This window comes from Limnothrix sp. HT2024, assembly GCF_059138625.1.
Genome location: NZ_CM181121.1, coordinates 1,545,981 through 1,566,662, shown reverse-complemented (window position 1 = coordinate 1,566,662; position 20,682 = coordinate 1,545,981). Strand labels below are relative to the sequence as shown.

Below are 20,682 nucleotides of genomic sequence, written 5' to 3'. Positions count from 1 at the left end.
CATGACGACCCTGCAACCGCTACATCCGGTGGACGATCGCCAGTCCTGGATTTCCGGCGAAGTAACGCTTGATCCAACGGCGACGATCGCCCCCGGGGTGCTGTTGCAGGCGGATCCGGGCAGCCGAATTACGATCGGCCCCCACGTGACGATCGGCATGGGCGCAGTGGTTCACGCCTGTCAAGGGGGGCAAATTGTGCTGGAGGCCTCGGCCCATCTGGGGGCCGCTGTGTTGCTGATTGGCGCGGTACGGGTGGGCCGATCGGCCTGTATTGGCCCCAGCACAACTGTTTTGAACCAGTCGATCGCCCCTGGACAGCGAATTGCCCCGGGTCAATACCTCGGAGGTTCAGACCTAGGAGATTCAGAAACTCAAAATTCAAATACGGGAAATGCAGGGGCTGAAAATTCAGGGGCTAAGAATTTAAGCACGGGAAATTTGAGGGCTGAAGATTTACCGGCCGCCGCTCCGTTCAAACAAACCCCGATCGCCCCTAGCCCGCAACCAATTGCCCCGGTGACCGACGACCCGCCCGATCCGTTGCCCTGTCCTTGGGACGAGGACGACGAAGAACGCCAGGATCGGAGTGGCCGTTTCTATCGCCAGGGATTTTCCGGGAGTCCTTTTCCGCCTGCACCGCCCGCCGCGCCGCCCTTGCCGGAACCCGTGCCCTACCAAGCACCACCGGGCTTGGCTCCCGGTGTCAGCCCCATCCAACCGCGCCCGATCGCCACACCAGCTATTCTTCCCGGCACTTCAGCAACCTCAACCACTTCAGAACCGCCGACCTCAACACCAACCGTGGCCGAGCCGCCGCCTACTCCAAGCGCGATCATTACCCAAACCACTGAGCATCAAATCGTGGAGCAAAAGGTGGAAGTCTATGGACGCAGCCATGTGAATCGATTGCTGTCCATGATGTTTCCCTATCAGCAAACCCTGAACGGAACCCATGGGACTGGCCAACTGCCCCCTGCCAACTCGTCAGGCGCGGATGATCGGGATGAACCCTAAGCCCGCGTTCCCGATCGCGCCAATCTTTGTGGCAGGCCGAACCTGTGGCAGGCCTAAGATAGAGGCAGCAATGTTCTGAATTGCCCCGATCGTTCCCCTTGCGTCCCTCCCTTCTCTCCGATGACCGCTGCCACTCCCGCAAATCAATCTGCCCTCGGCATGGTCTCAACCCGCAGTTTTCCGGCAATTGTCGGCACTGCGGACATGATGCTGAAATCCTCGGGGGTGACCCTGGTGGGTTTCGAGAAAACCGGTAGTGGCCATTGCACCGCGATCGTGCGGGGTAACGTTGCCGATGTGCGAATTGCCGTGGAAGCTGGCGCAGAAACCGCCGAGCAATTTGGGCAACTGGTAGGCAAAACCGTGATTCCGCGACCGCTGCCTAACTTGGATGCGGTGTTGCCGATTCGACCACCCAGTTGGGAAGCCCTGGCAGAAATGCCCCGCAGCCCGTTTGCTAATCAAGCGGTGGGCCTATTAGAAACCGTCGGATTCCCGGCCATGGTGGGAGCTGCCGATGCCATGCTCAAGGGAGCCGATGTGCGGCTGGCCGCCTATGAGACGATCGGGGATGGCCTTTGCACCGCCATCATTCGCGGCTCCGTGGCGGATGTGGGGATGGCAATTCAAATTGGCATGGCTGAAGCAGAACGGATTGGCCAACTCCATGCGGTGATGGTGATTCCCCGAGCCTTAGAAGACTTGGAACGGGCCTTGCCCTTGGCGGAACATTGGCAAGCGACAGTGGAAACTCGCCGGGCGATCCCGATCGAGCTGCATCAAGTGGAGCGGCGGGTGATGCAACCGGTGGCCCTGCCGGAGCTGCAACGCTTAGAACCGGTGGAACTACCGATGCGTGAGCCTCAGCAGTTGGAACGATTTGAGGAGCGCCTTTAGGACGCACTTGGTTTTCGTAACGGTTGCCTGAATCTAGCCAATCTGCATCCAGCCAAAACCTGCAAATTAAATAGCCAGTTAATAGCCCCTGAGCATGGTGATTGCGCCAGGGGCTGATTTTATCGGCGGGCCGTGACCGTGCCCGTCAAACTGGCCAACAGGGTTTCCACCGCCGCATCGTATTGGGGATCAACCCGATCGGGGGCGGATCGATCGCCAATCGGCAGCGGAGGCGGGCCATCAATGGAACGGTTCGGCTCAATGCCCGCTTGGTTGATATCCCGGTGGGATGGGGTTTCGTATTTAGCGATCGTCACCGCCAATCCGGAGCCATCGGCCAAATCAAACAGGGATTGAATTAACCCCTTGCCAAAGGTGCGCTCGCCCACCAACTGGGCCCGGCCGCTATCTTGCAGCGCACCGGCCAAAATCTCGCTGGCGCTGGCGGTTCCTCGATTCACCAACACCACTAACGGTGCATCCGTAAGCGCATTGCCGTTGGCCTCGAAGGAGTCGAACACCCCTTGGCGATTCACCGTATAAACGATCGGCCCGCTATCAATCCATTGTCGGGCGATCGCAATGCCCGCCTGCAGCAGTCCACCGGGATTATTCCGCAAATCCAGCACAAACCCGTCAGCCCCTTGCCGCGACAGTTGCTTGATGGCGGTGGCCATTTCCGCCGCTGCGTTGCCATTGAACTGGCTCAGGCGCAGGTAACCGATCTTGCGATCCCGATCCCGATCGCGCCGCAACTCCGCCACTACCGGATTAATCGCAATGCGATCGCGCACCAAATCGTAATCCTTGGGTTCCGGTTCCCCCGATCGCTGAATTTGCAACCGCACCTGACTGCCCGAGGGGCCGCGCATCCGCTCCGCCGCCTCATCCAAACTCATGGCCTTGGTGGGGATTCCGTTAATGCTCAGAATTTGATCCTGGGGCAAAATTCCCGCTCGATCGGCCGGTGAACCCGCCAAGGGAGCCACCACCGTCAAAGCGCCCGTTTCGGGATCGAGCGCAATTTGTAATCCCACCCCGGTCAGTTCCCCGGAGGTGTTGGTTTGCAAACTGCGATATTGCTCCGGCGACAGGAATCGGGTGAAGGGATCCCCCAACACGGCCAGCATTTCCTGAATCGCCCCATAGGTTTCCGTTCGATCGCGCAAGGGCTTCTTCAGCGCCTTTTCCCGAATCCACCACCAGTTTTGATGATTAAACGTGTCGTCTATATAAGCGCGGTTAACAATTCGCCATGCTTCACTCAGCAGCTTTTGCTCCTGAGTCATGGCCCAAGCCCGATCGGTGGGCCCGCCCAGCCACAACAGCAGCACCCACAACCCTAGGAGGAGTCCAACCCTAAATGGTTTTTGAATCAGATTCTTAAGCATGAAACCGATCCTAACTGCTGAAAGGGGCTTCCTCAAACCCTACCCAAAATTGTTTAACCTGCGAGGTCGAGTTACGACCCAGCCCGGCTCGATCGCCCCCTTAGCTCTCCCGTTCCTGAGAACGGCTCAGGGGGCCTCAGGCATGGTAACCCCATGACCAGGTACTCCCGAAGGCGAAGTAAATCCCCTCCTCCGCGCGATCGCACCACCGATCGGTTCTCCGTATCAGGTTGGGAGGATTTCCAGTGTGTTAAATTTTTTAAAAAGCGCCATGCATTTTTAAGTTTCAGCCTCATCCGTTTCCAGCAAGGGACTCCGCAGCTATGTCGAAACTGTACGAATGGTTCGACGAGCGTTTGGAAATCCAAGCACTCGCCGACGACGTGACGGACAAGTACGTTCCGCCCCACGTCAACATCTTCTACTGCCTGGGCGGTGTCACGCTGGTCTGCTTCCTGATCCAGTTTGCCACCGGCTTCGCCATGACCTTCTACTACAAGCCCACCGTGGCAGAAGCGTTCTCGTCGGTGCAATACATCATGACCGACGTGAGCTTTGGCTGGCTGATCCGCTCCATCCACCGCTGGTCTGCCAGCATGATGGTGCTGATGATGATCCTGCACGTCTTCCGCGTGTACCTGACCGGTGGTTTCAAAAAGCCCCGCGAACTGACCTGGGTAACGGGTGTGGTGTTGGCCGTGTTGACCGTTTCCTTCGGTGTGACCGGCTACTCGCTGCCCTGGGACCAAGTGGGCTACTGGGCTGTGAAGATCGTGTCCGGTGTGCCTGAGGCGATCCCGGTCGTCGGTTCGACCATTGTTGAACTGCTGCGCGGTGGCGAAAGCGTTGGCCAAGGCACCCTCACTCGCTACTACAGCCTGCACACCTTCGTCCTGCCCTGGATGATCGCCGTGTTCATGCTGATGCACTTCCTGATGATCCGCAAGCAAGGGATCTCGGGCCCCCTCTAAAGATGCGCTACCGGGTGTGGCTGGCTTGGTGCTTATTAGCCGGTTGTTGAATTGTGTATCGCCGTCTTGAACTCCCTCGGGAGCTTTTCTTAGGATTAGTCCTCAGGATCGTTCAGGATCGAAATAAAGAACACAGGGAGCAACCGGCTCCACCCTTGTCCCACCTGCCGTTTTAAATTCCCTTCACGGAGAAGCGTTTAGCGATGTCCATCCTCAAAAAGCCGGATCTGAGCGATCCGAACTTGCGCCTGAAGCTGGCCAAGGGCATGGGTCACAACTACTACGGTGAACCCGCTTGGCCGAACGATTTGCTCTATGTGTTCCCGGTGGTGATCCTGGGAACCTTCGCCCTGATGGTGGGTCTGGCTGTGCTGGATCCGGCGATCGTGGGTGAACCGGCGGATCCGTTTGCCACGCCGCTGGAAATTCTGCCGGAGTGGTACCTGTATCCGGTGTTCCAAATCCTGCGGATTCTGCCGAACAAGCTGTTGGGAATCGCCTGCATGGGCGGCATTCCCCTGGGCTTGATGTTGGTTCCGTTCATTGAGAACGTGAACAAGTTCCAAAACCCCTTCCGTCGTCCGGTGGCCATGGCTTCGTTCCTGTTTGGAACTGCCTTTGCCATCTGGTTGGGTATCGGCGCAATCATGCCGATCGATAAGTCCCTGACCTTGGGCCTGTTCTAAGGCAGCGGGTTTGCTGGACAACTGCTGAAACTGATTGCGGCGACTAGTTGCTATCAGTTGCCATTGATATCAAACGGGGCGATCGATTCAGTTCGATCGCCCCGTTTTGATTTGGCTTTTGATTCCTTTGGGCTTTCTGTTTATTTTCATCTTTATTACTGCTGGCTCAAGCTAAAACGCCGAATTGCCTATTTTGGTTTTTGTATTCCGTTTTTGTATTCCAAAGATCTTGTCTTGCGCTTAGCAAACTGATAGGCGGCTTTCGTTTTGCGGAACTAATTGAGAATTTCCTGATTTTTAGACCGTTTTTGAGCAAATTCGATTGACTTTCCCTGGGGGCATGAGTATCATCTTGCTCAATAAATCCTAAAAGCCGATCGGAATACCGGGGTTTATAAAAAACAGCCTGCCCCCTTTCAGCCAAGCACCATGCGATTGTCTCTCCTCCAATCCCTGCAAGCTCTCCGCTCACAGCTCAATCCCCTGAACTCAAAGGCCCACCGCCTTGGTCGCCGCACAGCCCTGCGATCGATCGCCCTAGCCGTGGCCAGCGGACTCAGCGTTTTGGCGCTGTCGCCCACCAGCACCAATGCAGCAAGCGCACGCCTAGGCAATCCGTCTCCCCAAAATCAGCCGTTACAAATCAGCCAGAACAAGCCTGTAGAAATTACCCTGGTGACCTATGCCGTTACCAGAGCTGCCTACGACAAAATCATTCCGTTGTTTGTGGAGAAGTGGAAACGCGAACAGGGACAGGATGTTGTTATTAATGCCAGCTATGGTGGTTCTGGATCCCAGACGCGCGCCGTTTTGGATGGTCTAGAAGCGGACGTGGTGGCGTTGGCCTTGGCCGCAGATACCAAGCGCATTGAAAAGGGCGGTTTGATTAACCCCGGTTGGGAAAGCGAATCGCCTAATAATGGGATTGTGACGCGATCGGTGATTGCGTTCGTCACCCGTCAGGGCAATCCCAAAGGCGTGCGAAATTGGCCAGACTTGCTGAAGCCTGAGGTCAGCATCATTACCGCCAATCCCAAAACTTCCGGGGTGGCTCGTTGGAACTTCTTGGGCCTTTGGGGATCGATTTCCCATACCGGCGGCAACGAAGAACAGGCCTTGGACTACGTGCGGCAAATTTATCGCAAGGTGCCAGTGCTGCCTAAGGATGCCCGTGAGTCATCGGATGTATTTTTCCGAGCCAACCAAGGCGATGTGTTGCTGAACTATGAAAACGAAGTGATTTTGGCTGGGCTACAAGGCCAACAATCCCTGTTTTATGTGGTTCCGCAAACCAACATTTCGATCGAGGGGCCCGTTGCTGTAGTTGACAAAAATGTTGACCGCCATGGAACTCGGGCAGTGTCGGAAGCCTTCGTGAAATTCCTATTCACGCCAGAAGCCCAGCGCGAGTTTGCCAAAGTCGGCTTCCGCCCCGTTGATCCCACTGTTGCCCGCGAGTTTGAAAACAAATTTCCCAAGGTGAACAAACTCTACACGGTTAATGACTTTGGTGGATGGGATGCTGTCAACAAAAAGTTCTTTGATGAGGGTGCAATCTTCGACCAAATCTATACCAACCGCTAATGAAGGATGCTTTTGATCAATATCAGAAGTAATCAATTTTCTGGAGTGGCTTGACTGGTTTGTTGAAGAATGTCGAGGTTAATTCAAAGGCAGTTTTTGCAAGTTTACAGAAATGAGTGAATTTGCAAAGACAGCCTTTCCTTGTGAGCAAAGATACTGATCCCGAATGACTTGATTTTTCTAGTGATGTTTGTGTAGTTTTGTTTGCATTTATTGCTTGTCTCTCGTGATCTATAAGTTACTTTGATGCTTACTTCCTCGCTCCCTAATCGTGGCTTTACCTAAACTGTTTCCTTCATTACCGAATCTGGATTCTCTGGCTTTTGAACGAAAGACCGGAGCGTTTCAGCCCTCGATCGAGGTCGATTTGGCGGCGACTCCTGACGATGACGATTCGCCCGAGGCGATCGCCTGGTTGCATGTTTTAGAAAGTCCGGTTCCACAATCGAAGAAATTGTTTTGGGGCACGATGGCTTTGGCCTTGGGTCTGCATCTGGTGCTCGGTTTCATCTCAACGGGAGACGAGGCAAAAGCACCGCCGACTAATCCTCAAGAAAAAAAGGTGCGCATCGTGCAATTGCCCATGCCGGGACAGCCGATCGCGAAGGCAGCCCCACTAACACCAGTACGGCCCACACCACCCGCGCGATCGCCCATCCAACGACCGGCTATTAGTCGCCCCGCCGCGCGGCCAGCCCAGCGCCCGATTGTGCAGCGCCCTCGCCAAACTCCGCCACCCGCGACGACCCCGCCTGCCACCACGCCACCCGCGACCAGCGCACCCACGACCACCACGCCACCCGCGACGGGAGCCAATCCCTGGCAGGATTTTCCGCAATACCCAGGGGCAAAACCAGGGTGCTTTAATTTGCAGTCTTGCCTCAGCACGGGCAAATCTTTAGCAGAAGTTTCGCAGTTTTTCCAGAAGGAATTGGCGGCTCGCAAGTATGCTGTGCAACCAGCTAATGGCAGTGCTAACGGTGGGATTGTTTTGCAGGTTTCCCGTGATGGGCTAACGCAATTTCTGAGCATTTTGAATGCGGAAGAATTGGGAGCAATTTATGTTTTGTCAGAGCAGCCCGTTGGCTTGGGAGACTTGACCAAGGCGATCGAAGTTCCGAATGAAATCTACAGCGTGTTGAGTGGTTTGGCGGCAGAGGATGCGAGTGCTGCTCAGTTTGCTCAACCCAATGATTTCTTCCCGGCTGGCACAGTTCGATCGGAAATTGCGGCCATGAAGTTTGTGGCCGGTGAAGATCCCGCGACGTTCTTTGATGCCTATTTCCGTACCAACCTGGTTAACAACGGTTTTGATCCCCAAGAAACCAATCAGCAATATGGCGGTGGTTTTGTTTATCGCGTGAAAAAGGCAAGCTTGGTACTTTACCTCAACCTAGTACCCACGTCCGACAACAGCGGCACGATTGTAGTTGTTTGGCGGGTTGCACCCCAATAAAGTATCAACCCAGGATGACTCTAGGCGATCGCTTGCTCAATTTCTAATGATCAATTCTCAAAGGATATGAATTAATTGATTGCCCTATCGTAGCCATTGTTCAGGAACCCCAATAGGAGCTAAGAATCGATGTCCAATTTGTTTCAGTTGATTGCAGTTGGTGGGCCGGTGATGATTCCCATTGTGGGAATGTCGATCGCCACAGTGGGTTGCGGACTAGAGCGATCGTGGTTTTGGTATCAACTATTGAGCCGCGAAGATCGAATTGTACGGGAAGTCTTAGAAGCCGCCCACTACGATTTGGCAGATGCAGCAGCGATCGCCCGCCAAGCCAAGGAATTGCCGATCGGGCGGTTTTTATTAGCCCCTTTGCGGCTACAAGATCCCACCCCAGAAACCTTTCGCCTCGCCCTGGAAACAGCAGCCGATCGCGAGTTTATTGAAATGCATCGCGGGGACAAACTCCTCGAAAGCGTTGTGGGCATTGCCCCACTCTTGGGGCTGTTGGGAACAGTAACCGGCTTGATTGCCACCTTTGCCAACCTCAACATCGGCGGATCTGGAGGGGCTGAAGAAGCCAGTAAAGCAGCAGCCGGGATTGGGGAAGCCCTGACCACAACGGCCGGAGGAATGATCGCGGCGATTTTAGCCTTAAGTATTCTCAGAATCTTAGTAACTTTCCAAACTAAGCAAATGCAGTACTTCTCCCAGGTAGGCGCTGCCCTCGAACTGATTTATCGGCAGGTTTGGTATGAAGCCAGCCGAGACAATTCAAATGTGAATGCATCAGAAACAGAATCCGACTCAAGCTTGAATGGTGTCAATCTAAGATCTGAAAAAGCTGCAACAACTAACTAGCTCATGCCAAGTTAAGTCATGAATAAAGCTTGATCGATGCAGAGCAAAAAGCAGTTTTCTAGGAGCACATGCTATGTATTCTCGCAATCGCCGTAATCAGCCTTCTTCGCAAATTCCTGAGGTTAACTTGGTACCCATGATGGATGTAATCATGACCATTTTGACCTTTTTTATCATTGTCTCCATGACCTTGACGGGGAATAATAGCGCCCTAAAAATTAACCTGCCCAAGGCGGATGCGCCCCCAGCCAGCAAAGAAAAAACGCCCGATCCGTTGATGGTGAGCCTGTCCAATACTGGGCAAATTTCGGTGGGTAGCCAACTGGTTTCCGAAGCAGACTTGATCTCGCAAGTGCAAACCTATTTGAGCAAAAGCCCCGAAGGTGCTGTTTTATTAAAAGCCGATAACAAAGTTGCCTATGAGCAACTCGCCAAACTCTTGGGTAAGTTGCAGAAAGCTGGGGGCGATCGCGTGTCATTGGCGATCGAGTCACCCTAGATAGTCATGAATTTTTAAAAACTTTAATTTGACTAAAATCTCGCTCTATTTCACTACTTATTGATCATGCTCATTAGCGCTCGACTGGCGATCGCCTTGGCTGGTTTGGGGCTGCTTCTAGGAGGCTGCTCCAAGCTCGATACGGAAAAAATTTCCGCTCAAATTCAGCAGGAATTACTCAACGCCAAAGTGCCGGTCAATCAGTTGCGTTGCCCAGCGAATTTAACTCCTCGGACGGGGCAAACCTTTGAATGTGTGGGCAAGCTGGAGCCGGAGGGCAATTTCTTTGTGGCCGTGACCCAAGTGGACGATCGGGCCACGATTCGTTGGGAAGTGATTAATTCTTGGCGACTGTTGGATTTAGGTTCCTTGCAGTCGGATTTGCAAACAGCGTTGGCGGCCCAAGAGGCAATTAGTGGCCCTGCCAACAGCCTAAAAATTGACTGTGGACAACCCTATCGAGTGGTTTCACCGGGCGATCGCTTTGAATGCCAAGTGATCGGAGCAGGACAGGTGCGATCGATTACGGTCGATGTGCGTGATGAGGGGCAAATCACCTGGCAAACACCCCCACCTGCTTTGACGGCCCAACGGCCCAGCAATCCACCAGCCCAGGCGATCGCCCCCGACACCAGTCCCAACCCCGCCAGCACCGATCCCGCTACCGCCAACACACCGGCTGACCCGCGCCCTGCTCCAGCGGCCGCCCCAGCTCGGGGCCCGGCCAAGGATGCGACCGGCTGGACAGAATTAGCCGACTAACCGAGCTGCGTTGACCTCGGAGAACTCAGGCACTTAATGGCCAACCCAAATCACTTCGGGGCCGTCTTCGTCGTCTTCCCAGTCTTCGTCGTCTTCCCAGTCCTCATCATCACTCAACTCAGTCCCATCACCGCGCAGGGGGCGATCGAGCAGGGTGGGCAACTCCAAAACAACGGGGCCTAACTCGTCGAGCCAATCCCAAACCCGCTGCAACAAGCCATCCAAGTTATGGCGGGTGGCGGCGGACACCTTCAGGATCGGTTCCGGGTGGTGGGGTTGCAGCTCTTCAATCAGGGTGTTGACCCAATCGGGATCCACCGCGTCCACTTTGTTAATGGCCAGGATTTGCGGGCGATCGGTCAGGCCGCGCCCATAGGCCTGTAGCTCGTTTTGAATTGTGTGATAGGCCGCGATCGGGTCTTCTCCTGTGGCATCCACCAAGTGCAACAGCAGCCTTGTCCGTTCAATGTGCCGCAGAAACTCATGACCCAACCCTAGGCCCTCATGGGCCCCTTCAATTAAACCGGGAATGTCCGCAAACACCGTGCCATCGCCCGTGGGCCGGCGCACCACCCCCAAGTTCGGCACGAGGGTTGTGAAGGGATAGTCAGCAATTTTCGGCTTGGCCGCCGAGAGCGCGGAGATCATCGTGGACTTGCCCGCATTGGGCAGCCCCACGATCCCCACCTCCGCCAGCAGCTTTAGTTCCAAATACAGCCGAAATTCTTCGCCGGGTAACCCAGGTAGGGCCAATTCCGGGGCCCGGTTTCGGTTGCTCAGGAAATGGGCATTCCCGAGGCCACCCTTGCCCCCTTTGGCAATGCAAATCCGCTGGCCGGGTTGCACCAAATCGGCCACCAAAACTCGGGTGTTGGCATCATAAACCGCTGTTCCGCAGGGCACTTCCACCACCAAATCTTCGCCGCTGCGGCCGGTGCAATTGTTGGGGCCGCCGCGCATCCCGTCTTGGGCCTTGAAGCGGGCGTTGTAGCGAAAGTCCAGGAGAGTTTGCAGGCGATCGGTGGCGACGAAGTAGACGGAGCCGCCCCGCCCCCCGTTACCACCAGCGGGGCCCCCGGCGGGCACATATTTTTCCCGGCGAAAAGCGACGATGCCGTCGCCCCCGTTGCCAGCCTGGACGACGATTTCTGAGTGATCAATAAATTGCATGAAATAGTGGCGCGAAATGACGGGAAAGCAGCATTGGGGAAGTCCAGCAGCCCTGGCCGGGGATCGCAGATGATCCGGGAGATGAAGGCTCGCGATCGAACTAGCGGTGGCTTTGGGTTGGGCGGAGATCCCCGATCGCCCCCAGAACCCACCTAGCAGTAGGGGGTGATGTCTTCACCACAGTCGTCTGCCAAGTAGGAGAGAGCACGGAATCGCAACCCCATGAGCTGGTCGTAGAGTGGGTTGAGCTTGCACATGGGGGGAATGTGGGCCAGCTTGCGCCCAAAAACGATCACATCCCGCTCGAAGGGGCATTGGGAGGGGATCATTTTACAGAGAAAGTGCGCAACTTTGGGATTGTGAATTTCCAAACCATCGAGCCAATGGCGCACGGGGTTGAGCACGTCGCCCCGGTGTGGGTCGGGGTGGGGCTGAATCGGCTCGGCACAATTGAGGGTTTGCTGAAGGGCTTCAAAGGCGGGAATTTTGCGGCCAAGGGCGGCGCTGAATTGCCGAATGAGCTGATCTTCGGAGTCGGAGTAAATGCCGTCAGCGATCGCCACCATCACGGCGGTGCGCAGGAAGTTGTCTGCGTGGTGGGGGTCGTCTCCGAGTTCGGCGGCTAGTTCTTCGGGGGTGAGGGGTTCGAGGATGGCTTCGGGCTCGAGGGTTTCGTGGGTGAGGGAGGTGATGATTTCCCGTTCTTCATCATCCAGATGCCCATCGGCCCAAGCAACGGTGGTCAAGCCGCGCAACCACAGCAGGGTACGAACGCGATCGGATGGTTCTGCCACAAGAGTCATAAAAACTGACACCGTAATCGCAACTTTGTGTCTCAATCCCTTTGCGTCTTGATCAATATCCTAAGAGGGGCGATCGCGCCCTGGCCCGCAGTACCCACTTCTTTTAACAACTGATCTTTGAACAACGGATCACAACTGTTTTAACAACTGAATCCTGCTGGTGAATCTGGTCAAGGAATTGGGCTGATCGGTTGAAACTATTGGGGGGCTGGCGGAGGTGGCTCCGGCTCAGTGCGCGAATCTGAGTGAATTTCTGAAACTTTGCTGACCAGAAATATGAGCCGGAACGGTTGACCCATGGCTTTTTCCAGAAATTCTTCGAGTAATTGGGCTTGAAAGGACGAGATGCTCTCGGCCGATTGAACGGTGAGGCGAACTTCTGGCGGGCTGGCCAGCCAGTTAACGCTGCTGTCAATGAGCTTCACGCGTCGGAAAGTGAGGGTGCGATCGAGCAGGGCTTGGCGCAAGCTGGCTTCTAGCCGGGCCTGGCGCACCAGCTCTGAAAAGCTGTAGGTTAGCGGCACGGCCAAGAGTAGGGTCATGCCCACGATTGCGGTGATGCCGTGGCGGCCGGTTCTCAGGGGCAGTTCCCCCAAAATCCAGAAGGTTAGGGCCGCTGCCAAGGCAATGCCACAGAGGTTGGTCAACAGCAGCAGGGCGGCCCCTTGGGCCAACAGACCATAGCCCTGGGAAATGGCGAGACCAACGGTGCAGGCGGGCGGCATCAGGGCCACGGCGATCGCGGTTCCTGCCACGGTTCCCGAAACCTTGGGTTGCACCATGGCGTAGGCGCTGACCGCTCCGGCCACGAGGGCCACGCCTAAATCCAACAGGTTGGGATTGCCCCGGGCCAGCACTTCACTGCCAAAGGCGGGAATGCCTGCCAACCAACCAACCAAAGCGGACAGCCCGATCGCTGGCAGCACGCCACAACTGAGACATCCAACACCCCGCCGAAACAGAGACCAATCGCCCGCCACAACACTCCAGGCGATCGCCCGAATGGGCAACATCAAGGGAGCGATGATCATGGCCCCGATGATGACGGCGACGCTGTTGGCCAAGAGACCAAAGGAGGCAATCAGACAGGCGGCGATGACCTGGGTGAGGTAGGGGCGATCGATCCGAGAATCTTCCCAGAGCATGTGATTGAGCTGGGCCGATCGCTCCGGTGACAGGCGCTGCCACTGAATCAGCCGTTGACTGGCGGCTGTTCCCCGTTGCCAGAGACCCGATCGACCAGCCTGCCACCACCATTGCCTGATCCACCCCGACTTGCGCTGCTTTTGCGCCATGGACTGGCTCCTGATTGCTGGATTGCTGTGGGCTTGGCCGGCTCCATTATCGATCGTGCTTGGGGGAACTGACGGCGAGCCAGGATAGCACCAGGGGGGAGGATTTGGGGTCCCAATCCGCGCCAGTTGTTGATTGGGAGCGATTGGGGGAATGGGAGGGCGATCGGAACTGCCAATCGATCCCAAGCTCAGGGCATGGTTGGGGTAATCTTTAAAGAGGATGCAAAAAAATTTCATGTTTCTTTAGCTTCCAGGGATTACGATTCAGGTTTGGATTCCTTAACCTGTGGAATTGACCCGCTGGAGTTGGACGAGCAGACCACCTAACGCCGCCGTCGCCAGTTGCCTCTTAATTTGCCACCCGCCTGGGGTTAAACCATGGCCCTCGACCTGCCCGATCGCACCACCACAGACGCTTCACCTGCGCCCATGCCACCGACCCCGATCGATGACGAGATCCTTGATCTGGATGACGAAGCTCTTGACCCTGGGGATGACCTGTGGCTCCCGGGAACCGCTTGGCTGAGCGGCCCCCGGGGGCTGTTGGTGGGTCTGGGGGCGGGGGTGTTGGTTAGCTTGGGGGTGAGCTTTGCTCTGGGGGGGCGCAATCCCCAGGCGCAACCCGCCGTGGCCCAACAGCCCGCGACGGCCACCGCGCCCCCGGCGACCGGCAGCGAACAGCCGGTGACCATTGCCACCGTGGAAGCTGCCCAAGTGAGCCGGACGATCGAAGCCAGCGGCACGATCGAGGCCCGTGAGCTAGTGCCAGTGCAACCGCCGGGCACCGGGCTAAAGGTGCTGCAAATTTTGGCCGATGAGGGGCAAGTGGTGCAGCAGGGGCAAACCCTGGCCATTGTGGATGATTCCTTGTTGCGCACCCAGTTAGGTCAAGCCCGCGCCCAGGCCTTGGAAGAGGAAGCGGCCCTGGCAAAGTTGCGCAGTGGGTTCCGGCCGGAGGAAATTGCCCAGGCCCGCGAGGCGGCCCGCCAGGCCGCAGCGGGGGTCGATCGCGCCAGGGCTGACCTGGCCCTTTCAAAGTTGCGGGTCGATCGCAACCAGTCCCTGGCTAACGAGGGGGCAATCTCGCGCGATCGACTGGATGAAGTGATTACCCGGGCCCGGGGCGACGAGGCAGCCCTCGAACAGGCCCAAGCCCGCTTTGCGGAAACCCAACAGCGCTACCGCCAGTTAGCCACCGGTAACCGCCGAGAAGACATCACCCAAGCAGAAGCCCGCTTTTTGCAAGCACGCGGCCGGGTGCGCCAAATCATGGAGCAGCTCAAAAACTCGCGCGTGTTGGCTCCCGCGCCGGGGGTGATTGTGAAGCGCGAAACCACCGTGGGTAATGTGACGGCTAATACACCCCTCTTCCAAATTGCAGCGGTGGGCAAGCTGGAACTGCATTTAAAAGTTCCCGAAACCCAACTGCGGGGCATCCAGCCGGGGCAACCGGTGCAGGCGATCGTGGATGCCACCCGGCAGGTGATTAATGGTCGGGTGCGCGAAATTGACCCCACGATCGACCCCCAATCTCGCCTGGCCACGGTCAAGGTGGAACTGCAACCCTCGCCGGGACTGCGCACGGGGATGTTTTTGCGGGCCGCCGTGGGGGTTTCCATGGGTCGCGGCTTGGCGATTCCGGCCAAGGCGGTGTTGCCGCAGCCCGATGGCACGGCGATCGCCTATCGTTTGAACCCCGACAACACCGTCAGTGCCCAGCGCGTTGAAGTGGGCAAGGTGCTCCCCGATGGGCGGGTGGAAGTGCGCAGCGGGTTGCAAGCGGGCCAAGGAGTCGTGGTCAAGGGTGGACCCTACCTCAAAGATGGCGATCGCGTGCGTGTAATGCCCAATTAAATACCCGCTGATGCTTGTTGATTAGTTGATCAAATGCCCGTTGATGCCCGCTAATTAATTGCTCAAATGCCCGTTGGATTGACGTTTCCAGATGCCTAATGCCGTCACTTCGGACGAACGGATTTTTAACCGATGAGTAGCTTCAACCTGTCCGCTGGTTCGATTCGGAAACCGATCCCCACGATTTTGGCCTGTTTGGTGGCGGCCATTTTGGGGGTTGCCTCCTTCTTGAATTTGGGCATTGACCAAAGCCCAAATATCGATGTACCGGCGGTGTCCGTCACGGTGATTCAACCCGGCGCGGGGCCCGTGGAACTGGAAACGGAGGTGACCAAAAAGGTTGAAGATGCGATCGCGGCTTTGGGCAACATCGACCAAATGACCTCCACGGTGACCGATGGGCGATCGTTCACGTTGGTCAACTTTGTGCTGGGAACCGATGCCAACCAGGCCACCAATGATGTGCGCAATGCCATCTCCCAGATTCGATCGAGCTTGCCCGCTTCGGTGGATGAGCCATTGGTCGATCGGGTGGAATTCAGCGGCGGGGCGATCATGACCTACGCCTTGTCGGGTGAAGGAAAATCCGTTGAAGAACTGAGCGATTTGGTCGATCGCACCATTGCCCGGGAATTGCTGTCCGTTTCGGGCGTGGCTCAGGTGGAGCGATTGGGGGGCGTGAGCCGGGCCATTCGGATTGATTTGGATCCGGGGCGACTGTCGGCCTATGGGATCACGGCCACCCAGGTGAATGACCAAGTGCGATCACTCAATGCCAACTTCCCCGGTGGCCAGGTGGATGTGGGCGGCAGCCAGCAAACCATCCGCACCTTGGGCAGCGCCCGCAGCCTCAGCCAACTGCAAAACTACCGCATTACCCTGGCCAATGGCGGCACAATTCCCCTCGCGAGCCTGGGCCGTGTCAGCGACAGTTTCACAGAACCCAAGGAAGCAGCTTTTTTAAACGGGGAACCAGCGGTGGCCTTTTCCGTGCTCCGCAGCACCGGCAGCACCCTGGTGACCGTGGAAGAAAATGTCACCAAGGCGGTGGCGGAACTGCAAAAGCGCTTGCCTAATCTCAAATTCGATTTGATTTTTAGCGATGCGGATCCAATTCGGCAGACCTATCGATCGACCGTTGAGGAGCTAATTTCTTCCTGCATCCTGACCACGATCGTGGTGGGAATCTTTCTGCGCAATGTTCGCTACACGCTGATTGCGGGGGCGGCCCTGCCGTTGTCGATCATTCCCACCTTTGCGGTGATGCAAATGCTGGGCTATACGCTCAACAGCATGACCCTGCTGGCCTTGGCCCTGGCGATCGGGAACTTGATTGATGACGCGGTGTGCGTGGTGGAGGATGTCGATCGCCACTTAAACATGGGCAAATCGCCCCGACAGGCGGCCTTGGATGCATCGTCGGAATTGGGCTTTTCCCTGCTGGCCACCGCTGGCACTCTGATCGGGGTGTTCTTGCCGGTGGCCTTCATGGGCGGCATTCCGGGGCAATTTTTCCAGCCCTTTGGGGTCACGGTGGCCGTGTCCACGGTCTTTTCCACCACCGTTGCCTGTACCGTCACGCCGATGATGAGCGCTTACCTACTGAAACCCAAGGCCAACCTGGAACTGGTGGCAGAGGCGCGATCGACCGAAGCTCAACCGGGCCCCTATCGCCGGGTGCTGGTTTGGGCCCTGCGGCATCGGGTCGCCACCTTGATGATTGCGATCGCCTTTTTCATCGCCAGCTTGCAGTTAGTGCCCTTCATTCCCAAGGGCTTGTTTAGCAGCGGTGACACGGGTCTCAGCACCGTGGAAATTGAACTGCCACCGGGCACGCCCCTCGAAGAAACCGTGGAAGTTATGAGCCGTACCTACGGCCTGCTGAAGGCCAATCCAGCGGTCGATCGGGTGTTGTTTGCCGCTCGCCAAAACAACCTGGCCACCGGCTATGTGAACCTGAAACCCGAAGACCAACGCAGCGTCACCCAGCGGCAATTTGAGCAACAAATGCGGGAGCAGTTCAAGTCGATCGCCGGGGCCCGGGTCACCTTCCAAAGCCTGCAAAGCCGGGGCGGCACCAGCAAAGATCTGCGAATTGTGCTGAAGAGCGAAAACCCGGAACTGCTGACCAAAACCGCCGCTGACTTGGAGCGACAAATGCGCGGCCTGTCTGGCTTGGTGGAAGTCACCTCCAGCGCCAGCCTGGTGAAGCCAGAAGTGGCGATCATCCCCGATGTGCAACGGGCAACGGACTTGGGCGTTTCGGTTCAGGCCATTTCCCGCACCGCCACCCTGGCCACGATCGGGGATAACGAATCGAGCTTGGCCAAATTCAACCTGAGCGATCGGCAAATTCCGATTTGGGTGAAAATTGCCCCTCAGTTCCGCAGCAACATCGAAACCCTCGAAAATCTGCGGGTTCCCGGTCGCAATGGAGCCATGATTCCCCTCACCAGCGTGGCGGATATTCAACTGATCAGCGGGCCCGCCCAAATTAACCGCTACAACCGATCGCGCCAGGTCACCCTAGATGCCAACTTGCAAGGCATCTCCCTGGGCACGGCCCTGGAACAGATTCGCGCCCTGCCGGCCATGAACCCCCTGCCCCCCGGCATTGAGGAAGAACCGGCCGGCGATGCCAAAATCATGCGCGACATCTTCAGCCGCTTTCTGTCCGCCCTGGGCTTAGGGGTGCTCGCAATCTACGGGGTGTTGGTGTTGCTCTACAACAGCTTTCTCTACCCGATCGGGATTCTGGCGGCCCTGCCCTTGGCCACGGGAGGCACTTTCCTAGGCCTGTTGGTGATGCAAAAGGAATTGGGCCTCTTCGCCCTGATCGGGATTGTGCTGCTGATGGGGCTGGTCACCAAAAATGCGATCCTGCTGGTGGATTTTGCCCTCGAAGCGGAACGCCACGGACTTCCCCAATCGAAAGCCGTGATTGAATCCGGCGTGGCCCGCCTGCGCCCGATTTTGATGACCTCCGTGTCAACGGTGGTGGGTTTGTTCCCCCTGGCCTTGGGCTTGGGAGCCGGAGCCGAAGAGCGTAGCCCCATGGCCGTCGCCGTGATTGGTGGATTCACCACCTCAACCCTCCTGACGTTGCTGGTGGTGCCTGTGCTGTTTACCTATGTGGACAATATCCAGCATTGGTTCAAGCAACTGGTGGGGATTGAGCCGCGCCGCCGTCGAGCCGTCCGCAAAGTGCTGGAGTCGTGATCTCCGCCATAGGGATGCTCCCCAAGAACGGCATACAATCAGGTTAGAACTGGCGAATCTAAGCCTGGGGGTGTCCCGATGTTGGTCATGCTCCTGAACAGTGGCTTGTTGACCCCAAAAGATGTTTGCCAAGGTTGCCTGTGGGCCGATCGCACGGGTAACCCACGTTGGCGGAATGGTCATCTCTCCTGTGCCCATGCGGTGCGGCCTGCCGCCGACAACCAACCCGCTTGCTATGAATGTGAGATGGGTTTTCTCTTAGCGGATGTTTGCAGCCACTCTGGTTAAGCCTTTCGTTGCGTGATTTTCAGTGACCTGTGGATGGCGGGTGTGGCAATTAGGTTGGCCATGCCCGCCTCTTGCTATCAAATTTCCTATCAAATTTCCAGAGCAATTTTAACCAATAGCCCAATCATGCCGCTCAATTGATCAACTGAATTGGGTGACTGCATGAGGCGGTTGAACTGAGATCAAAATCTCCATTAAACCAGGATACTTTGATTGAGTGAGGTCTCCATTCGCCTTGATGGAAATGATGCGACTTGCTGGCGAATTCCCTGGCGAATTCCGTTCAGATATTTCGTCAAGATAAGTTAAGAAGCCATGATTTAAACTTGGGTTAAACTTCAGATCTCGATCGAGTCCAAGCGGCTGGTTGCTCAGCTTAATCGATGATTTCCTGATTGGCCAGCAATTGACCGAGGGCGCGCTGATCGCTCCAAAGCACCACGGTGAAAATAGGAAGGAACCGGTTAAGAATCGATCGATGCAAGAAATTAAGTAATTTTTGATCGCTTTTTGTTGTTTTAATGACTTTTTCAAAAACGCATCGATCAACACTTTTCATCGGAAATTTTTGCTGATTTGGGAAAATTCGGCAGCTAAACAACCAAAGAGAATTTGTTTAGCCTTCCGTTGCCCAAGCCAGTCTTTACAAACTTTACAAAAATCGCACTATTTTGCTCGGCATTCCTTAAGAAAACCGATCGCTCCCTCAATTCATCTAGGAACTGACGCTAGGCTAGATTTGTGATTCGATCTTGTCCCTGCTGTGGCCATCCATTCTCGACCCCCACGGGCGATCGGGGATGGAGATCACAGAGCGGCGATCGGGTCATTATTTTCCCTTCTCTTTTGGCATGAATTCCCCGAAGGATTGATGCTTTGGTCTAACCCTTCCGTGAATTCTGCAACGAATCTAGCGCTACCAGCTCACGACTTGATTGCTTTCCTTTGCCTTGACCAACCCATTAGCCGCATCAAGCTAGTTAGCCGCATCAAGCTAGCCTAATCAAATTCAACCGCGCCCAATGAAGTTGGCTGTTTTGAATTGGCTGCCCTGAATGAATTCCTTTGAATTGGCTGTCCTGAATCTATCCGAATCAGCTCAATGCTTCTGAGGTTCAGTCTTTGCCAAAGGAAGCTCGCCTGATCCAGTTTTTTGAACATTTGAGATAACCAATCACCCGCTTGATCGCTGCAAGGTTGTTGCCATGGCAGCGTTGTCAGGGGTTGCTTTGTGCTGCCTTGGCGCAACGGCACAACATTGGTTGAGAGTCATGAAAGTGAGTGGAACTATGGCTATTGCAACGAAGCCTGATCAAAATCAGCCGGTCAGTCAACCCGCTGGTGCTGTCTCTGCGAATGCCCCAATGAGTCAATCTGGATCGGCTGGGTCGGCTGAATCAAAGGCTTCTGGATCGAAGGGTTCTAAACCTGCAAAGGCAACTGATTCCTCGGTGCTTGACAAGCGATTCAAGGCGTTGGATTTGGTGATGAAACGCCAACAATATCGCCAGGATGCTTTGATTGAAGTTCTGCACCGGGCCCAAGAAATTTTTGGTTATTTAGAGGAAAAAACGCTGTTGCATGTGGCTCGATCGCTCCAATTGCCTGCGAGTCATGTGTTGGGTGTCGCCACGTTTTATCACCTCTTTTCCCTGAAACCCAGCGGTGAGCATACCTGCGTGGTTTGTTTGGGAACCGCTTGCTATGTCAAGGGCAGCGGCGATGTGCTGAATGCGTTGGAAAAACACACCGGCATTCAGTCGGGAGCCACCACCAGCGACGGTAAAGTTTCGCTGGTGACAGCCCGTTGCATTGGAGCCTGTGGCATTGCGCCAGCGGTGGTGTTTGACGGGCAGGTGGCGGCCCAGGTGACCACAGAACAGGCGATCGCCCGCATTGATCAATGGCGTGGTGATGCATGAATCGTTGGGTTG

Annotated in this window: 18 protein-coding genes; 13 read left to right on the top strand and 5 right to left on the bottom strand. The window is 56.0% G+C overall.

The window, feature by feature from the left end; genetic code table 11:
• Nucleotide 1 precedes the first annotated feature (1 nt).
• Together ccmN and ccmO are read left to right on the top strand one after the other, a co-directional pair.
• Nucleotides 2-1,015, top strand: a complete 1,014-nt coding sequence (gene ccmN / locus AC2IAX_RS06310; protein WP_494389812.1) for a beta-carboxysome scaffolding protein CcmN — start codon at nucleotides 2-4, stop codon at nucleotides 1,013-1,015.
• Between the two features lie 120 nt (nucleotides 1,016-1,135).
• Nucleotides 1,136-1,912 (top strand): beta-carboxysome assembly protein CcmO, encoded by a 777-nt coding sequence (ccmO, locus tag AC2IAX_RS06305; protein ID WP_494389811.1) that lies wholly within the window; start codon nucleotides 1,136-1,138, stop codon nucleotides 1,910-1,912.
• A gap of 119 nt (nucleotides 1,913-2,031) precedes the next feature.
• On the opposite strand, the gene ctpA is transcribed toward ccmO, so the two are convergent.
• Complete coding sequence (gene ctpA, locus AC2IAX_RS06300; protein ID WP_494390299.1) at nucleotides 2,032-3,312, bottom strand: carboxyl-terminal processing protease CtpA; 1,281 nt, start codon at nucleotides 3,310-3,312, stop codon at nucleotides 2,032-2,034.
• 314 nt (nucleotides 3,313-3,626) lie between these two features.
• Here ctpA and petB point away from each other — a divergent pair, with 314 nt between their 5' ends.
• The 7 genes from petB (at nucleotide 3,627) to AC2IAX_RS06265 (ending at nucleotide 10,119) form a co-directional block, all read left to right on the top strand.
• Nucleotides 3,627-4,274: a cytochrome b6 gene (petB, locus tag AC2IAX_RS06295; protein WP_393010422.1), complete on the top strand. Its 648-nt coding sequence runs from the start codon at nucleotides 3,627-3,629 to the stop codon at nucleotides 4,272-4,274.
• A 203-nt stretch (nucleotides 4,275-4,477) separates the two neighbouring features.
• Entirely contained in the window at nucleotides 4,478-4,960 is a 483-nt protein-coding gene (gene petD, locus AC2IAX_RS06290) for a cytochrome b6-f complex subunit IV (protein WP_099533292.1), read from the top strand.
• Nucleotides 4,961-5,389: 429 nt separating this feature from the next.
• Nucleotides 5,390-6,544 (top strand): sulfate ABC transporter substrate-binding protein, encoded by a 1,155-nt coding sequence (locus tag AC2IAX_RS06285; protein ID WP_494389810.1) that lies wholly within the window; start codon nucleotides 5,390-5,392, stop codon nucleotides 6,542-6,544.
• A gap of 271 nt (nucleotides 6,545-6,815) precedes the next feature.
• Entirely contained in the window at nucleotides 6,816-8,000 is a 1,185-nt protein-coding gene (locus tag AC2IAX_RS06280; protein WP_494389809.1) for a hypothetical protein, read from the top strand.
• Nucleotides 8,001-8,129: 129 nt separating this feature from the next.
• On the top strand, nucleotides 8,130-8,858 hold the full coding sequence (locus tag AC2IAX_RS06275) for a MotA/TolQ/ExbB proton channel family protein (protein WP_494389808.1): 729 nt from the start codon (nucleotides 8,130-8,132) through the stop codon (nucleotides 8,856-8,858).
• A 73-nt stretch (nucleotides 8,859-8,931) separates the two neighbouring features.
• A complete protein-coding gene (locus tag AC2IAX_RS06270) occupies nucleotides 8,932-9,357 on the top strand; it encodes an ExbD/TolR family protein (RefSeq protein WP_494389807.1) in 426 nt (141 codons plus the stop codon).
• A 66-nt stretch (nucleotides 9,358-9,423) separates the two neighbouring features.
• A complete protein-coding gene (locus tag AC2IAX_RS06265) occupies nucleotides 9,424-10,119 on the top strand; it encodes a DUF4333 domain-containing protein (protein WP_494389806.1) in 696 nt (231 codons plus the stop codon).
• A gap of 33 nt (nucleotides 10,120-10,152) precedes the next feature.
• Here the strand turns inward: AC2IAX_RS06265 and obgE are convergent, their stop codons facing one another.
• The 3 genes from obgE to AC2IAX_RS06250 form a co-directional block, all read right to left on the bottom strand.
• Nucleotides 10,153-11,289, bottom strand: a complete 1,137-nt coding sequence (gene obgE, locus AC2IAX_RS06260) for a GTPase ObgE (RefSeq protein ID WP_494389805.1) — start codon at nucleotides 11,287-11,289, stop codon at nucleotides 10,153-10,155.
• Between the two features lie 152 nt (nucleotides 11,290-11,441).
• Nucleotides 11,442-12,092: a Mo-dependent nitrogenase C-terminal domain-containing protein gene (locus tag AC2IAX_RS06255; RefSeq protein WP_494389804.1), complete on the bottom strand. Its 651-nt coding sequence runs from the start codon at nucleotides 12,090-12,092 to the stop codon at nucleotides 11,442-11,444.
• A 197-nt stretch (nucleotides 12,093-12,289) separates the two neighbouring features.
• Nucleotides 12,290-13,387 carry a DUF389 domain-containing protein gene (locus AC2IAX_RS06250; RefSeq protein ID WP_494389803.1) on the bottom strand — a complete coding sequence of 366 codons (1,098 nt, stop codon included), beginning with the start codon at nucleotides 13,385-13,387 and terminating at the stop codon, nucleotides 12,290-12,292.
• A gap of 378 nt (nucleotides 13,388-13,765) precedes the next feature.
• On the opposite strand from AC2IAX_RS06250, the gene AC2IAX_RS06245 reads away from it, so the two are divergent.
• From AC2IAX_RS06245 to AC2IAX_RS06235, 3 genes are all read left to right on the top strand, one after another.
• Nucleotides 13,766-15,241, top strand: coding sequence for an efflux RND transporter periplasmic adaptor subunit (locus tag AC2IAX_RS06245; protein WP_494389802.1), 1,476 nt, complete (start codon nucleotides 13,766-13,768; stop codon nucleotides 15,239-15,241).
• Between the two features lie 132 nt (nucleotides 15,242-15,373).
• Complete coding sequence (locus AC2IAX_RS06240; RefSeq protein ID WP_494389801.1) at nucleotides 15,374-18,460, top strand: efflux RND transporter permease subunit; 3,087 nt, start codon at nucleotides 15,374-15,376, stop codon at nucleotides 18,458-18,460.
• Nucleotides 18,461-18,538: 78 nt separating this feature from the next.
• On the top strand, nucleotides 18,539-18,748 hold the full coding sequence (locus AC2IAX_RS06235) for a hypothetical protein (RefSeq protein ID WP_494389800.1): 210 nt from the start codon (nucleotides 18,539-18,541) through the stop codon (nucleotides 18,746-18,748).
• A gap of 376 nt (nucleotides 18,749-19,124) precedes the next feature.
• On the opposite strand, the gene AC2IAX_RS06230 is transcribed toward AC2IAX_RS06235, so the two are convergent.
• Complete coding sequence (locus AC2IAX_RS06230; protein ID WP_494389799.1) at nucleotides 19,125-19,307, bottom strand: hypothetical protein; 183 nt, start codon at nucleotides 19,305-19,307, stop codon at nucleotides 19,125-19,127.
• Nucleotides 19,308-20,112: 805 nt separating this feature from the next.
• Here AC2IAX_RS06230 and hoxE point away from each other — a divergent pair.
• Nucleotides 20,113-20,670, top strand: a complete 558-nt coding sequence (gene hoxE, locus AC2IAX_RS06225) for a bidirectional hydrogenase complex protein HoxE (protein ID WP_494389798.1) — start codon at nucleotides 20,113-20,115, stop codon at nucleotides 20,668-20,670.
• Nucleotides 20,671-20,682: the final 12 nt, after the last annotated feature.